We start from the raw sequence: 15,610 nt of genomic DNA, 5'->3' as shown, positions 1-15,610 counted from the left end.
GCAAAGGTTTTGCCAAAGTCACCCCCGCACCACACCCACGCGGTTAAACTTCGCCAGCCCCAGCGCCTTCACCTCCGCCTCCGTGTAGCTCTCAGCGCCCACGAGTTTGTCACGCAGCCGCTCCCGCAGCGCCTCCATCAGCTCACGCCCATTTTGCATCCACGTAAAGTAGAGGCAGAGCGGCACGTAGCGACGCTCGCCTAAGCGGATGAACAAGGAGTTCGCCCGCATCATGGCAATGAAGTGGTGTGAGCCACGGCTCTGCGGCGCATACCGCATGATGCGAAACCACCACGGCGTATGCACGGGCAAGCCGAAGACGGCGGATTCAATCTCCGCGAGCGGAATCACTGTGGCATGGCGGCCACGTCCGATCCGCAGCGTGGTGTCCGTCAGTTCAAAGTGCGGCTTCCGCCGGTCAACATTCAGCGCAAACAACGTGATCAACGTGGTGACAATGGCCCACGCGCTGAGCATCTCCGGGCGGGTCGGCTTGTGGCCCAGCATCGCGCTGCCGCCCACGACAACGAACGCCGCGAACATGAAACCCGCCAGCGGCATGACCAGGAGATAGCTCAGCCAGTAAGTCGGCTTGGGTCGCGCAAGGAGGGACGGGGCTGGCATAAAAAACGCTCGCTGGCCCCATGACACCCGGTTTGAGACTGGGATGCAAGAGCGAAGCACGCCACCCCGTATTTTCACCACATGATCCGCCGCCCCCATTCACACCTCGCCCTCGTGCTGCTGGCAGCCGCGCCCGCCTGGGCAGCGGCGGCTCCCGTGATGTTTGAAAAAGACGTGCGCCCCATCCTGAAAACGCACTGCTTTCAATGCCACGGCGAAGACGGCGAAATGAAGGGCGGCCTGGATGTGCGCCTCGCACGCTTCATCCTCAAAGGCGGCAAGGACGGCCCCGTGATCGTCCCCGGCAAAGCGGCCGAAAGCCACCTCCTCGACCTCGTCAAAAAAGGCGAGATGCCGAAAGGCAAAACCAAGCTCAAGGATCAGGACATCGCCACGCTCGAAGCCTGGATCGCCCAGGGGGCCAAGACCGCACGCCCGGAGCCGGAGAAGCTCGGGCCGGAGCACGCCTTCACCGATGAAGAGCGCGCCTGGTGGTCGCTGCAGCCCATCCACGCCGTGAAGCCCCCGGTGGAGAAAAAAGGCGCCACGAATATCGACGCCTTCATCGCCGCGAAGCTCACCGAAAAAGGCCTCTCCTTCTCGCCGGAGGCCGACCCCGTCACCTTCATCCGCCGCGCCAGCTTTGATCTCATCGGCCTGCCACCCACGCCTGCCGAAGTGGACGAATTCGTCGCCGCCTACATCAAGAATCCGCAGCTCAGCGTCGAGCGCCTCGTGGACCGCCTCCTTGCCTCACCGCACTACGGTGAACGCTGGGGCCGCCACTGGCTGGACACCGCCGGCTACGCCGACAGCGAAGGCTTTGGCGAGCGCGATCTGGAGCGCCCCTGGTCATGGAAGTACCGCGACTACGTCATCAATGCCTTCAACAAGGACAAGCCCTTCGATCAGTTCGTGCGCGAGCAGCTCGCAGGCGATGAAATGGTGCCGCAGCCGTACAAAGACCTCGCGCCCGATGCCATCGAAAAACTCGCCGCCACCGGCTTCCTCCGCATGTCCCCCAATGGCACCGGCGAGAAGAACGATGCCGCCACGCAAAACGCGAACATCGCCGACACTCTCAAGATGGTGGGCACCTCCCTCTACGGCCTCACCATCGGCTGCGCGCAGTGCCATGATCATCGCTACGATCCCATCTCGCAGGCCGACTACTACCGCCTGCGCGCCGTGTTTGAGCCCGGCTTTGACACCAAGGCCTGGCGCGCACCCGGCGGCCGTCTCGTCTCTCTGCTGACGGAAAAGGAAATCGCCGAATCCGCCAAGATCGAAGCCGAGGCCAAGAAGCTCGACGCCGCACGCCTTGCCAAAGCCGAGGAGTTCATCACCGAAGTGCTGGAGAAAGAGCTCGCCAAAGCCCCCGAGGCAGACCGCGCCCCTCTGCGCACCGCCTACCGCACCGAAGTGAAAAAACGCACCGCAGATCAAACCAAGCTCCTCAAAGCCTGGCCCCGCGTGAACCAGCTCAGCTCCGGCTCGCTCTATCTCTACGACACCACCTACAAAACCAAGCACGCGGATGAACTGAAGAAGATGACCGAGGAAGCGACCGCCGTGCGCGCCACCAAGCCGAAGCAGGAATTCCTCCACGCCTTCACCGAGCTCCCCAAAAAGCCCGAGGCCGTGCCCGCCACCTTCATCTTCAATCGCGGCCAGTTTGACCAGCCCAAGGAGAAGGTGAAGCCCAGCGATCTCACCGTGCTCGCCGCCTTCCGCAAGATCGAGATCCCCGAGAAAAACGCCGCACTGCCCACCACCGGCCGCCGCCTCGCCCTGGCCAATGAACTCACCGATGGCAAGCACCCTCTCGTGGCCCGCGTCATGGTGAACCGCGTGTGGATGCACCACTTCGGCAAAGGCATCGTCGCCAGCCCGGGAGACTTCGGCCTCCTCGGCAGCCTGCCCACCCACCCTGAACTCCTCGACTGGCTTGCCACCGATTTCATGGCACGCGGCTGGAGCTTGAAGCAGCTCCACCGTCAGATCATGACCTCCCGCACCTACCGCCAGACTTCCACGCGGGATGCCACACGCGATCGCATCGATCCCGACAACTCCTACCTCAGCCGCATGAGCGTGCGCCGCCTTGAGGCCGAGATCCTGCGCGACAGCCTCCTCGCCGTCAGCGGCAAGCTCAATCCGAAAGTCGGCGGCGCGCCCGTGCCCGTCATGTTCAATGAAGAAGGGCAGGTGGTCATCGGCATCGACACCACCGACACCGCAGGCCGTCCCTCCGGCAAGATCGTCCCCCTCAATGGCGATGAATTCCGCCGCAGCATTTATGTGCAGGCCCGCCGCTCACGGCAGCTCGAAATGTTCGCCACCTTTGACGCCCCCATCATGGAGCCCAGCTGCGACATCCGCTCCGTCACCACCGTCAGTCCGCAGAGCCTCCTGCTCATGAACAGCACCACCATGCGAGTGCATGCCCAGCAGTTCGCCCAGCGCGTGCAGAGCGAAGGCGGCAAAGACACCGCCGATCAGATCCGCTACGCCTTCAAGCTCATCAGCGGCAAAGCCCCTTCGGAGTCCGATGTGCAGCAGAGCGTCGAGTTTGTGCAGGCCCAGACCGAATTCTACAAGGCCAATCCCACCCCGCTCGAAGTCCAGCTCGGCGCCCCATCCAAGACCCCCGGAGACCCCGCCTTCCTCGGCCTCACCGCCCTCTGCCACGCGCTGCTCAGCTCCAATGCGCTGCTGTATGTGGACTAGGCGCGGAGGTGTTTGATTGAAAGCTGCCCCGCAGCTCCGCACAGCAAGCTCCGTTACTGGGAGCGCCGATATTTTATCGGCCCCGGTCGAGCGTCCCTGAACCATCGCCACGGAAAGAAGCTCACAGCAAACACGGCGCACGTCCTTGCTGCGGAGCCATACCCAGAGCCGGTTAAAAACCGGCGCTCCCAGTACAGAATGTCGCAGCAGCGCTCTGGGAGCTCCGCCGCAAGGCAAGTCCCGCGTTTCCTGTGCGCTTCATTCCGCATCAAAGCCCCCAAGCCCCCCTCACCCATACGGCTTCAGCCACTCCGTGCTCTTCAATTCCAGCGCTGCTGTAAAGCTGGCCGTCGGATAGGGTTGATCTACCTCCGACTTCCAAAAGTTCTCCGGCACTGTGGCAAACTCAAACCCCAGATGCATCTGCCCCTCCCGCGTCAGCGTGATGCCGCTTGGCGTGAAGGTGACCGATTCACAGCCTTCTAAAGGATGCCCCTCCGCCAGCAAGGAGCGTGTGGCGGCGGCGATCAGTTCATCATATTTTCCAATGAACTGCTGCCACAGCGCCGCCTGCGCAGGCGCTGGGCCGCTGCCGTAGGCGCTCAATCTCACCGGCTTGCCCGTCGGCAGCACCGGCTCTGCATGCCAGGTCTTGTAAAACGCCGAGTGTTCATAGCCACCGATGATGGGGTGGTGCCCCGGGATGCGGGCCTCCTGCCGCCTGCGCCGCGCCAGGTCCAGCACCATCACCGTCGCCAGCAAAGCTCCGAAGACCGCCGCGACTTGCAGGATGACGCCTGCGGTGGACAGCACCGTCATATCCCAGTCGGGCAGGGGGATCGCAGGCAGCCGTCTCAAAACTTTGACAATCAGCCACACCGCGATGCAAAACGCCGGCCCGATGATGCACACGGTGAGAAATCCGCACACAAAGACCACCAGCCAGCCCTGCACAGACGGCCGCGCAAACGCCTGGGCCGTGTTGTAGTTGAAGATCTTCATCGCCTTGGTTCCCAGATGGGAAGCATGGCGTGCTGCATCCGCGCCGCTTCCGGTTCAATGGCAGCGTTTTAACATTTCACCTCTGGCGGTGTCGAGATTATTCCGCCGATAGGCAAAAGATGCTGTGTTAGTGGCGGTTACACCAAATGGCCTGCCAAATTCGTAGCAAAACCATTCGTCAATCTTCATTCTCACTTCATCATTGCAGCATGGCCCAGGCAATCATGAATCCCGAGGAAGTCCGGCGCTTCGCGCAGGAGTTGAAACGCTTCAACACGGAAATGCAGCAGCGCTCCGCCTCCCTGCAGAGCCGCTTCACCGCCCTCGGCGAGACCTGGCAGGACGCCGAGCATGAGAAGTTCGCCGCCGAATTCACCACCACCATGAAAGCCATCAAGCGCTTTATGGAGATGTCCGAGCAGCACACGCCCTTCCTCCTCCGCAAGGCCCAGCGCATTGAGGAATACCTCAGCCAGCGCTGATCTGGCATCCAGCATCAAGCATCTAGTACCCAGCACCCATGGCTGACCAGGCACGCATCTCGAATCTCGATTCCATCGAGTCCTTTCGCGTTGCGCTCATTGTCTTCATCAACAAAACCCGCCAGGCGCTCGACAACGTGCAGGACGCGGTGAAAAAAACACGCGGCTGGGTTCAGACGGAGCAGCCTGCCTACTGGCAGCAGCAGATCCGCATGCGGCAGAAGAAGCTCGATCAGGCGCAGCAGGAGCTCATGAGCGCACGCAATTCCGAGTTCATTGACAATCCCACCGTCCAGCAGATGGCCGTGCGGAAAGCCCGCGCCGCGCTCGAGGAGGCCCAGGCCAAGCTCGACCGCACCAAGGCATGGGGGCGTGATTTCGACCGCACCATTGATCCGCTGGCGCGCAAAACCGACTCCCTGCGCGACTACCTCGACAGCGATCTCACCAAGGCTGTGGCCTACCTCGTCGAAATTCAGAAAATACTTCAGGCCTACAACGAAACTCCGGCCCCTCCTGCAAGTTCTCCTTCCTGATCCTCTGACTGCCGCCCCGGGGCTGCCGTCAATCGTCAGCCGTCCGCCTCCTGCTTCCGGCCGTCCACCTCCCGCTCCTGACCGTTCACCACTTACTGCTCCACCGTTTGGCACCTGCTGCTTATCCTCGACTGCTTACCGGCCCATGAATCTCATCCAAAACGCCCGCGAACTCTCCGAGCACTGGCATGCCACCAAGGTGCACTGGCGTGACGCCAAGGCGCTGGAATTTGAAAAAACCTACCTTGAGCAGCTGCCCGGTCTCATGACCAAGACCGGCGCCATGATCAACGAACTCGAAAACCTGCTCCGAAAGATCCGCAAAGACTGTGAACAGCTCCCTTGATCTCCGCTCCTCGCGCATAGCCTCCCTGCACATCTCGCTGCGTGACACCATCGCCGATTTTGCCGCGCGCAGCGAGCAGATCGCCCGCGAAATCCGCTCCAAGCGTTACACCGCCGAACAAAACCACATCCAGCAGCTGGAGCTTTTTGATGCGCAGCACGGCGCCACCGTCACCGAAGTGGAGGCGCAGTGGGATGAGTACGTCAAGACCATCCACGCCCGCCACGCGCTGCGCACCACCTCCTTCAAACGCTACGAGGACCGCATCAAGCGCGACCTCAAAGCCATGGTGCAGAAGGAGCGCGAGCGCTGGCTCGGACGCCAGCAGATGCGCCGCGTGCATGCAGACGCCATGCGCAAACGCGGCCTGCAGCAGCTGGAGCACAACACCGAAGCCCTGCTGGAGCGCCTCACCGCCGCCAAAGATCGCCTGCTGGCCGTGCTGAAGGCCACCGGCGAACGCCTCGGCCGCAAGACCGCCCCCGCACCGAACACCCGTCTCACGCTGGCGGACATCCCCGCCCGCATTGCCGACATTGAAGGGCATGCCCAGGGCCTCGAAGAGCAGCTCGCCGCCGGCAAAAGCACCGGCATGTTCAAGATGTTCTCCAAGCCCCGCGTGGATCTCCAGGAGCTCAGCGCCGCAGTGCTGGATTACGAAACCTGCCTGCAGGAACTGCATGCCGCCAAGGATGCCGCTGCCGCGCAGATTCAGGCAGACTTTGATCATACCGATGCCCTGGTCACCGCCGATTGGAATCGCACGGAAGAAGTCGCGGAGAAATACCGCCTGGCCATGCTGCGCCGGCTTGCCACGCAGATCCCCGCCTGCCTCGCCCGCAACGAGCGCCTCCTCGCCCGCAATTTGCAGCGTTTCGAAGTGCAAAAAGCCGCCGCCGTCGCGCAGGTCAGCGGCCCCCTCATGTCTCAGCGCCAGCAGCTCAATGAGCAGCACGAAGCCGCCATGCACGCCATGCAGGCGGTGGCACAGCAGCGCTGGTTCAAGCTGCAGGCCGAGTGGAATCAAAAAATCCCCCCGCTGCTCGCCTCGGTGGAAGAGATCGAGCAGGATCCCGCCGCTCAGTTGGAAGCCTGGACCGCCACCTACCAGCCGCAGGATCAGTTTCCAAACTCCGTGCGCTTTGGCTCGCTGAAGCTGGACCTCAGCACGCAGGCGGCGCTGTTTGCCAAAGAAACACCCTTCGATCTCCGCGGCCATGAGCGCGTCACCCTGCCTCTCGCGCTCGCCTTCCCACAGGAGGGCTCATTGCTCATCGAAACCGACGACGACGGCGGCAAGTGGGTGGCCGATGTGATGAACGACGTCATCTTCCGCCTCTTCACCCAGGCACCACCCGGAAAAGTCCACTTCACCATCATCGACGCCGTCGGTCTCGGGCAGAACTTCGCCGGACTCATGCACCTGGCCGACTACGAACCCGCCCTCATCAACCGCCGCATCTGGACGCAGCGCGAGCAGATCGAAGAGCGCCTCATCGAGCTCAACGAGCACGTGGAAAAGGTCATCCAGATGTACCTGCGCAACGAGTACGCGACCATCACCGAATACAACGAGCAGGCCGGCAGCGTGGCGGAGAAGTACCACTTCCTCGTCATCGCCGGACTTCCTGCGGGCTTCAATGAATCGTCCATGGCGCGTCTGAAGAGCATTGTCATGAGCGGCGCGCGCTGCGGCGTCTTTGTGCTCATTCATTGGGACAAACGCCAGCCGCTTCCTGAAGGACTCAGCGCCGAAGACCTGCGCAAAAACTGCCTGCGCATCGTGCGGGAAAAAGGCGTCGTCAGCTTCAATGGCATTCGCACCCTGGAGCTCGATGCACCGCCGCCGGATGTCATCGCCGCGGATCTCGCGCATCAGATCGGCCAGGCCAGCATCGACTCCAACCGCGTGCAGGTGCCCTTCAGCGTGGTTGCTCCGAAGGAACTGTGGGCGGAAAGCACCACCAACGAACTCCGCGTGGCCATCGGCCGCACCGGCGCCACGAAGCTGCAATACCTCGCCATCGGCAAAGGCACCAGGCAGCACGCCCTCCTCGCAGGTAAAACCGGTTCCGGTAAATCAACCCTGCTGCACATCATCATCACCAATCTCGCGCTCTCCTGCAGCCCGGACGAAGTCGAATTCTATCTCATCGACTTCAAGAAAGGCGTCGAGTTCAAGTGCTATGCAGACAACAAACTGCCGCACGCCAAAGTCATCGCCATTGAGAGCGATCGCGAATTCGCCTTGAGCGTGCTGCAACGCATCGACGAAGAACTCCGCCGTCGCGGTGAACTCTTCCGCAAGGCCGGCGCGCAGGATCTTGCCGGATACAAGCGTGCCGGCGGCGGCGAACCCATGCCACGCGCCATGCTCATCATCGATGAGTTCCAGGAATACTTCACCGAAGACGACTCCGTCGCCCAGGGCGCCGCGCTGCTGCTGGACCGCATCGTGCGTCAGGGCCGTGCTTTCGGCATCCATGTCTTCCTTGGTTCCCAGACCCTCGGCGGTGCCTACACGCTCGCCCGCACCACGCTGGGGCAGATGGTCATCCGCATCGCTTTGCAGTGTAACGAGGCTGATGCCGCCCTCATCATGGACGACACCAACACCGCGCCGCGCCTCCTCTCGCGCCCCGGCGAAGGCATCTACAACGACGCCGCCGGTGCCGTGGAAGGAAACAGCCCCTTCCAGGTCGTCTGGCTCACCGACGAAGAGAGGGATGCCAACCTCGTCAAAGTCACCCAGCTCTCCAAGGAACGCGGTTTCAGCAACAAGCGCCCCATCGTCTTTGAAGGCAACATGCCCGCCGACGTGCGCGACAACGCCCTGCTCACCACCGCCCTGGAACATCCGCCCGTCAAAGCCCCTGCGGACCCGAAGTGCTGGCTCGGCATGCCCAACGCCATCAAAGGCCCCACGGAAGCCATGTTCCCACGCCAGAGCGGCCGCCATCTGCTTCTCGTCGGTCAGAACGACGAAGCCGTCGCCGCCATCATTGGCCTCGGCATGCTCGCCCTCGCCGCGCAGCACCCACGCGCCACTCCGCCCAAGTTCTACCTCATTCACGGCGCGCTCGCAGACACACCCGACTGCGTATTCCTCGAAAGCATCGCCCAGGGCCACGCCAAGATTTCGCAGGGCCACGAAGCCCCCGAATTCATCGCCGAAATCCACGCCGAAATGAAGCGCCGCAGCGATGAAGGCAGCGCCGGAGATCCGCCCATCTACCTCTTCATCCACGGCCTGCAAAAGTTCCGCAAGCTGCGCTACGAAGAAGACTTCTCCTTCGGCGGCGACGACGCCCCCAAGCCCGGCAGCCAGCTCAACGAGATCATCTCCGAAGGCCCGCCCCTCGGCATCCATCTCATCACCAGCCTCGACACCCTCAACAACGTCAACCGCTCGCTCAGCCGCAAGTCCGTCAGCGAGCTCGGCATGCGCGTCCTCTTCCAGATGAGCGCCAACGACTCCGCCAGCCTCATCGACTCCCCCAAAGCCAGCATGCTCGGCCTCCACCGCGCCCTCTTCTACAGCGAACACGAATCCCGCCTCGAAACCTTCCGCCCCTTCGCCATCCCAGACTCCGGCTGGGTCGCCGAAGCCGTGGCACAGATCGGGAAGTAGGTCCCTGGGCACGCACAGACAGGTTTCCCGCAGAGCGCCTCTGCGGCGGCCGACGCATGCCCGGTATCGAAACGAGATCAGTGCGAACGCCAACGCGCAGCCTCATGGAGTGCGTGCAGCAAGCTCAAGCGCGACCCCGCCTTCGCCGAAAGAACGGTGCGTTGGCCACACAACACGCCTCACCCCGTGAAAGCGGTGCCGCCATCCATACAACGGCGTCCAAAGAACGGAGAGCAAAAAGCCCGCATGAAGGTCGATGTGCAGCCATTGTTGCATATAATGCCAAGCATGAATGGCACTCGGTTAAGGCAGCTTTTCGTTGGTTCACAATGCCAGTAATTCTGCGTTTTTTGGCCGTTCAGCTCTCTTCCACCAGTCCACTCTTGCGCCCACACCAGCCCCAACGGGGCTGCGTAATTCAGCCCAGGGTCAGCCGAGCCTCAGCGAGGCGACCCTGGGTATAGCAATACACGACCGGGAAGCAAACCCAACGCCTTCGCCACACGCCCCGATCGCCAGCAGCGTCTGCAATGAGCGCCGCCGCAGTAGAAGAGTGTGCTACAGCTCCAAAACTCACGATCCATGTCCTTAACCGAGTGCCATTCATGCCAGGCATTTAGTTATATCCCTGTGAATTATGACGGTGGCACCCCCTCGCTTTCCCCTCGCCCATATAAAGCTCTTGAAGGGAAGTGGGGATACCAGTGGATGAACAAGCAACCAAATGAATGGACCGCTAGGCAGCTCGGCTCATTTTCACATGCATTTGTCCAATTTCAGGCTCAGCAATTGGCAGCCTCTGTTTGCGACCTCGAATATGAGGTGCGGCTTTCGAATGACGAGGCTCTTAAAGGCTTTAGCGAAAAAATACCACTTGTGTATGGCCAATACCGAAATGTCGCAAGATAAGGAGGAGTAAAATGAACAAATCCAAACAGAAATATGAAGAGACCATGGATTTAATGAGATCCATGGGATTTTTACCTCCAAAGCTTCAGCCCATCTCCCCAGACGAGAAATATTTGAATGTTGAAGGAATCGAGGTTCCACCCATCATCGCCGAATTTCTTAGCCGTTTCGATTCACACGTCCTGAGTGTCTTAGAGCCGGGTGTACTGCTATGGCAATGCGATATGGATGGCCTGAAGCTTTTAAAAAAAGGCATTCGTTTTATGGATCTTGAGGAGATGTATTTTGATGCAATCGCTCAGGCAGGTGGTGCTTTCATCAATTTTGGGCGACAATATGATCTGATGTTTCCCCGGCGCACTCATCTCATGAGAACGTACTTTGATAAGGTCGGCTTTGGAATAGATGATTTTTTGGATCCGCAGACGGGCCAGCCTTTGATCGAAAACATCAATTCTCCGGAACGAGTCAAGCAGCGTCTGGATGACGCGCTTGCCATCTTTGACGCCATGATGAATGAGTGCCCTATGACTTTACGTGGGATCACCGCGACTCACGCATATCTGAAAACAACAACCCCGCCTGAGGATAAGAAGTGGACAAATGAGTGGGCTCAAAAAATCTGGGATTACTATGTGAAGCACAAATCTTCTGCGATGTACAAGCCAAGACAGGAACCCATGGACTGGTATTCACGCAAGCAGTGTTTCAAAGAAGCTGAATTCGGTTTATTTGACCTTGGAGGTTTCCCGTGAGAGTGGGCGTTCTCTTTGCGTTTGTTGCACTGAGCTTGATTTTTTCTGGAAAATGGGGCAGAGTGGATGGTACTCCTGCTGCAGAGAGCGTGCTCTGAGGCCCTGCGCCCCCCTCACTCAATCTCCTTCGCAAACTCCGCCAGCGCTTCCCTCAACCGCGCGATTTCATCCGTCACCTCCGCGAGCAGCTTGCCCGCCTGCAGCAGATTGCCATTCCGCGTGCATTGAGTCAGAGCCGACACCGCATTGAAGGCCGGTGCGGCGGCATAATTCCCCACCAGTCCCTGCAAAGAATGGGCGGCTTGATGCAGCGCTTCCGCATCCAGCTCATGCAGCGCGAGGCAGGCATGGCCGAGCATGGGCTGCGACTCCTCAAAGAACAGCCGGATCAGCTCCAGCATCAGCGGGCCATCGCCAATGTTGTCACAGAAAGTGTCGGCGTCGAACACCGGCTCGTTGCATGCAGCGCCGCAGGGCAGGGGATCCGCCTGGGGCGTCTCGCTGAGGCTGGCAAACTTTTCCAGCAGGGGATAAAGCTGCGACGAGTGAATGGGCTTGGCGATGTAGTCATCCATTCCTGCAGCCAGGCACTGCTCGCGGTCACCCTTCATCGCATTTGCCGTCATGGCGATGATGGGCACATGCCTGTCGGTGCCGGCCTCGCTTTCGCGGATGGCCAGCGTCGCTTCAAATCCGTTCATCTCAGGCATCTGGATGTCCATGAGGATCGCGTCAAAAGTCTGGCTGGCGAGCAGCTCCAAAGCCTCGCGCCCATTGCAGGCCAGCGTGACCTCATGTCCCCGGTCCTCCAGCATCTTGATGGCCACGAGTTGATTCACCCGGCCATCTTCCGCCAGCAGCAGCTTCATCGGTGCCATGCTCTGCAGCCCCGGCATGTCATAGGCACCGCCCGTTTTGTCATCGGCCATCAGCCCGCCCATCACGCGGCTGATCGTGTCGAAAAGATCCGAATGCTTCACTGGCTTGGTCAGGCAGCGCTCATAGCCCAGATCTTCATCCCCGATCTCGGCGGTCAGATTGCCACCGGAAGACAGGACCAAAATTTTCGGCGCGCTGTCGCCGAAGCGTTCGCGGATCTGGCGGCAAACTTCCGCGCCATCCATCTCCGGCATCATGTAGTCCAGCAGCACCAGCGGGATGGGTGCGCCTTCCCCGTGGGCCTGCTCCAAAATATCCAAGGCCTCGGCGCCGCTGGCGGCAAGCACCGGCCGCAGCTCCCAGGTCTTGAGCATCTCTTCGAGGATCGTGCGGTTCGTCGCATTGTCATCCACCACCAGCACCTGGAAGTCGTGCAGTTTGTCGGGCAGCATGCGCGCGGCATTCGGCTTCTGGGTGCCCAGTTCAAACTGAGCTGTGAAGTGGAAGATGCTGCCCTTGCCCGGCTCGCTCTCCAGCCACATGCGCCCCTGCATCAGCTCCACCAGCTGCCTGGAAATGGTCAGGCCCAGCCCGGTGCCGCCGAAGCGCCGCGTGGTAGAGCTCTCCGCCTGCGTGAAGGATTCAAACACATTCGCCTGCTTGTCCTTGGCGATGCCGATCCCCGTGTCAGACACCTGCACATGCAGGGTCGCCCGGTCCTCGGTCCGGCTCTCCACCCGCAGCTCCACCACGATCTCACCACGCGGCGTGAACTTGATGGCATTTCCTACCAGATTCAAAATGATCTGCCTCAGGCGGCAGATGTCGCCGATCAGGCAGTCCGGCACGTCAGGCTTCACCAGGTAGGCCAGCTCAATGTCCTTTTCCGCCGAGCGTGCCGCCAGTGTTTGCAGGGTGTCCCCGATGGAGTCGCGCAGATCAAACTCATGGCTGTCCAGGTCCATCTTGCCCGCCTCGATCTTGGAGAAATCCAGGATGTCATTGAGCACCGTCATCAGCGAATCCGCCGACTGCCGCACCAGGTTCAAATAACCGCGTTGATCAGGGGTCATGCGCGTGTTCAGCAGCAGCTCCGTCATGCCCAGCACGCCGTTCATCGGCGTGCGAATTTCATGGCTCATGTTCGCCAGGAAGGTGCTCTTGGCCTGGTTCGCCGCCTCGGCCGCCGCACGCGCCATGCGCAGCTCGTCCTCCGTCTGAATCCGCTGCGTGATGTTTCGCGCCGCCGCATAGATTGCCGTTTTGCCGCCGTTCGGCGCCGCAGTCCACTCGATCCAAAGGTAACCACCTTCCTTGTGCTGGTAGCGATTGATGAAATTGACCAGGTTCAGCCCCGCCTCCAGCCGCTCGACTGCCGCCACGGTTTTCGGCCGGTCTTCAGGATGCACAAATTCGAGGAAAGGCCGGCCCAGCATCTCCTTCTCCGTGTAGCCCAGCGTGGTGCAAAAGGCCGGATTGATGCGTTTGAAATAGCCGTCCATGCCCGCGATGCACAGCATGTCCAGCGCCACCTGAAAGAAGGGGCCCAGTCCGCTGCTGGCCTCCTCCGCCTCACGCTTGGCGCGCACCAGTTCATCTTCCACGCGCTCGCGCAGCGCCAGCTGCTGCACCAGTTCCAGCTTCGTCTGCTGCAGCTCCGCCATGGACTGCTCCAGCAGCGCCTTCTGCGAAGCCAGCGCGGCATTGGCCTTGTACAGAGCTTCCTCAGTCTCCTTGAGCGCCGTGATGTCCTTCGAAATCCCGCAGGTGCCGATGATGCCGCCATCCGCATCGCGCAGCGGGATCTTCGTCACCAGCGCCCAGCCCGTGCGTCCGTCCAGCAGCCGCTTTTTCTCCTCCTTGCCGGTGATGGATTTGCCCAGCCGCATCAGCTCCTGCTCATCCTCCAGCGCCGCCTGCGCCAGTGCAGGCTCGAAGTAATCGAAGTCCGTTTTGCCGATCACCTCAGCCGGATCACACGCTCCGAGATACTCAGCTTCGGACCGGCTCACCAGCACAAACGCCCCCTGCTTGTCCTTGAAATAAATGCGGTCAGGAATGTAATCCAGCAGGCAGCTGAGCAGCTTGTAGTGCTCCTCAATGCTCGATAAATTCGGTGCACAGAAAGCCGGAGTGGCTCTGTCCGCCGGTGCATGGGCTGGCTTGGCGACGTCAGGCATTCGCCACCTAATACGCGCCCTCTTTGAAAATGGCAAGGATGCATGCGGGCATCACAAGCCTCAATCACTCAACGCCATGAGGCGCTCAACTTTGCCGCAAGGCCAGGATCATCCCAGCTCTGCGCAGCAGCTCTGTACTGGGAGCGCCGGTTTTCAACCGGCTCTGGAAAGCTCCGCCACACAGCCAAGCACCTCATGCCACATCTGCACCATCCGCGTTCTCCAAAGCCGACCCACTCTACACCCCACGTGCCAGCCTCATCGGCTGTAACTTTAGTCCGCAACAGAATCCATCTCTGCCCCCTCTGCTCCTCCGCCCCTCTGCGGCAAAAACGAACGTCCCATGCATATTCACCTTCAACCATCCCATATCCCTCCCAATCAAAACAACTCCATCTGCCCGCCCGCATCCTTTGGCCGCCGAAATGCCTCCGCGCTCACCTCCGGCCTCCGGTGCAGCATGCCGGCGCGTTTGATCGACACCTTGAACATCGCCGCGATCTGCTCCGACCACACACCCATGCCCTTGAGCCGCTTGCCAAATTCACCGTGAGACATCGTCTTCCCCTGGGTCTCCTCGATGCGGCTGAGAATCTTGTCCCGCATGCCAGGAAAGTGCTGGTCCAGCCACGCACGAAACACATCCTTCACCGCAAAGGGCAGTCGTACCACCGTGTATCCCGCGAACTGCGCCCCCGCAGCGCGCGCGGCCTCAATGAGCGCGGGGATTTCCGAATCGTTCAGTCCGGGGATGATCGGCGCGGTGGAGACCCCCACAGGAATGCCTGCCTCATGCAGCAGGCGGATCGCCTCCAGCCGCATCTTCGGCGATGACGCACGCGGCTCCAGCTTGCGGGCCAGTTCGGAATCCAGCGTCGTGATCGAAATATACACCGCCGTGGCGGAATGCCGCGCCAGCTCAGCCAGCAAATCTATATCCCGCGTGACGAGGTGGTTCTTCGTGATCAGCACCACCGGGTGGCGGCACTCGGCCAGCACTTCCAGGCAGCCTCGCGTGATGCGCAGCTTTTTCTCAATCGGCTGGTAGCAGTCCGTGACACCGCTGAGGGACAGCGTCACCGGCTTGTAGCTCGGCTTCAGCAGTTCGGCGCGCAGCAGGGCAGGGGCGTTCTCCTTGACCATGATGCGAGACTCAAAGTCCACCCCGGCGGAGAAGCCAAGGTACTCATGCGTGGGCCGTGCGTAGCAGTAGGCGCAGCCGTGCTCGCAGCCACGGTAGGGATTCAGACTGGCCTCAAAGGGCAGATCCGGGCTGCTGTTGCGCGAGATGATGCTGGACGAGTGATCGCGCAGAAACTTCGTGGCCACCTTCTCCGGCGCTTCACCGGGATCGTAGTCCACATGCAGCTCTGCGAACCGCTGGTCCGGATTGTGCCCGGCTCCGCGTCCATGGATGCCCTTCGACACGCCCGTAGAGGCGTCATTCCCTTCGCTGTGCAAATGAACAGGCATGTGCTCCTTTTACGCTTCGCGAGCTGCGAAGGCAAGAGGTGCCTGCGGGATCTTGGCAATCGG

The 15,610-nt window shown here is 61.0% G+C and carries 10 protein-coding genes; 6 read left to right on the top strand and 4 right to left on the bottom strand.

Annotation, left to right across the window (positions count from 1 at the left end):
- Positions 1-18: 18 nt before the first annotated feature.
- Positions 19-624 (bottom strand): hypothetical protein, encoded by a 606-nt coding sequence (locus AC3RLQ_RS08400; RefSeq protein ID WP_493036119.1) that lies wholly within the window; start codon positions 622-624, stop codon positions 19-21.
- 81 nt (positions 625-705) lie between these two features.
- Here AC3RLQ_RS08400 and AC3RLQ_RS08395 point away from each other — a divergent pair, with 81 nt between their 5' ends.
- Positions 706-3,354, top strand: coding sequence for a PSD1 and planctomycete cytochrome C domain-containing protein (locus tag AC3RLQ_RS08395; RefSeq protein ID WP_493036117.1), 2,649 nt, complete (start codon positions 706-708; stop codon positions 3,352-3,354).
- Between the two features lie 288 nt (positions 3,355-3,642).
- Here AC3RLQ_RS08395 and AC3RLQ_RS08390 read toward each other — a convergent pair whose 3' ends face one another.
- A complete protein-coding gene (locus AC3RLQ_RS08390; RefSeq protein WP_493036115.1) occupies positions 3,643-4,356 on the bottom strand; it encodes a hypothetical protein in 714 nt (237 codons plus the stop codon).
- A gap of 209 nt (positions 4,357-4,565) precedes the next feature.
- Here AC3RLQ_RS08390 and AC3RLQ_RS08385 point away from each other — a divergent pair, with 209 nt between their 5' ends.
- The 5 genes from AC3RLQ_RS08385 (at position 4,566) to AC3RLQ_RS08365 (ending at position 11,015) form a co-directional block, all read left to right on the top strand.
- Entirely contained in the window at positions 4,566-4,838 is a 273-nt protein-coding gene (locus tag AC3RLQ_RS08385) for a WXG100 family type VII secretion target (RefSeq protein WP_422318081.1), read from the top strand.
- 38 nt (positions 4,839-4,876) lie between these two features.
- The gene (locus tag AC3RLQ_RS08380; protein WP_493036113.1) at positions 4,877-5,374 is read left to right on the top strand and encodes a hypothetical protein; all 498 of its coding nucleotides are present in this window, start codon (positions 4,877-4,879) and stop codon (positions 5,372-5,374) included.
- 145 nt (positions 5,375-5,519) lie between these two features.
- Entirely contained in the window at positions 5,520-5,720 is a 201-nt protein-coding gene (locus tag AC3RLQ_RS08375; protein WP_395734273.1) for a hypothetical protein, read from the top strand.
- Positions 5,704-9,351 carry an FtsK/SpoIIIE domain-containing protein gene (locus tag AC3RLQ_RS08370; RefSeq protein ID WP_493036111.1) on the top strand — a complete coding sequence of 1,216 codons (3,648 nt, stop codon included), beginning with the start codon at positions 5,704-5,706 and terminating at the stop codon, positions 9,349-9,351. Before AC3RLQ_RS08375 ends, AC3RLQ_RS08370 begins: the two co-directional genes overlap by 17 nt.
- A 920-nt stretch (positions 9,352-10,271) precedes the next feature.
- Positions 10,272-11,015 (top strand): hypothetical protein, encoded by a 744-nt coding sequence (locus AC3RLQ_RS08365; RefSeq protein WP_493036109.1) that lies wholly within the window; start codon positions 10,272-10,274, stop codon positions 11,013-11,015.
- Positions 11,016-11,128: 113 nt separating this feature from the next.
- Here the strand turns inward: AC3RLQ_RS08365 and AC3RLQ_RS08360 are convergent, their stop codons facing one another.
- Together AC3RLQ_RS08360 and AC3RLQ_RS08355 are read right to left on the bottom strand one after the other, a co-directional pair.
- A complete protein-coding gene (locus AC3RLQ_RS08360; RefSeq protein WP_493036107.1) occupies positions 11,129-14,074 on the bottom strand; it encodes a hybrid sensor histidine kinase/response regulator in 2,946 nt (981 codons plus the stop codon).
- A gap of 381 nt (positions 14,075-14,455) precedes the next feature.
- Entirely contained in the window at positions 14,456-15,547 is a 1,092-nt protein-coding gene (locus tag AC3RLQ_RS08355; RefSeq protein ID WP_493036105.1) for a PA0069 family radical SAM protein, read from the bottom strand.
- Positions 15,548-15,610 lie beyond the last annotated feature (63 nt).

The sequence above is a fragment of the Prosthecobacter sp. GW821-HT29F12 genome, from assembly GCF_058803405.1.
This window is presented reverse-complemented; position numbering and strand designations above follow the sequence as displayed.

Excerpts from the sequence above, each read along its gene's own strand:
- AC3RLQ_RS08360 (WP_493036107.1), bottom strand. The coding sequence starts at position 14,074 with ATGCCTGACGTCGCCAAGCCAGCCCATGCACCGGCGGACAGAGCCACT.
- AC3RLQ_RS08385 (WP_422318081.1), top strand. The coding sequence starts at position 4,566 with ATGGCCCAGGCAATCATGAATCCCGAGGAAGTCCGGCGCTTCGCGCAG.
- AC3RLQ_RS08400 (WP_493036119.1), bottom strand. The coding sequence starts at position 624 with ATGCCAGCCCCGTCCCTCCTTGCGCGACCCAAGCCGACTTACTGGCTG.
- AC3RLQ_RS08365 (WP_493036109.1), top strand. The coding sequence starts at position 10,272 with ATGAACAAATCCAAACAGAAATATGAAGAGACCATGGATTTAATGAGA.
- AC3RLQ_RS08380 (WP_493036113.1), top strand. The coding sequence starts at position 4,877 with ATGGCTGACCAGGCACGCATCTCGAATCTCGATTCCATCGAGTCCTTT.
- AC3RLQ_RS08375 (WP_395734273.1), top strand. The coding sequence starts at position 5,520 with ATGAATCTCATCCAAAACGCCCGCGAACTCTCCGAGCACTGGCATGCC.
- AC3RLQ_RS08390 (WP_493036115.1), bottom strand. The coding sequence starts at position 4,356 with ATGAAGATCTTCAACTACAACACGGCCCAGGCGTTTGCGCGGCCGTCT.
- AC3RLQ_RS08355 (WP_493036105.1), bottom strand. The coding sequence starts at position 15,547 with ATGCCTGTTCATTTGCACAGCGAAGGGAATGACGCCTCTACGGGCGTG.
- AC3RLQ_RS08395 (WP_493036117.1), top strand. The coding sequence starts at position 706 with ATGATCCGCCGCCCCCATTCACACCTCGCCCTCGTGCTGCTGGCAGCC.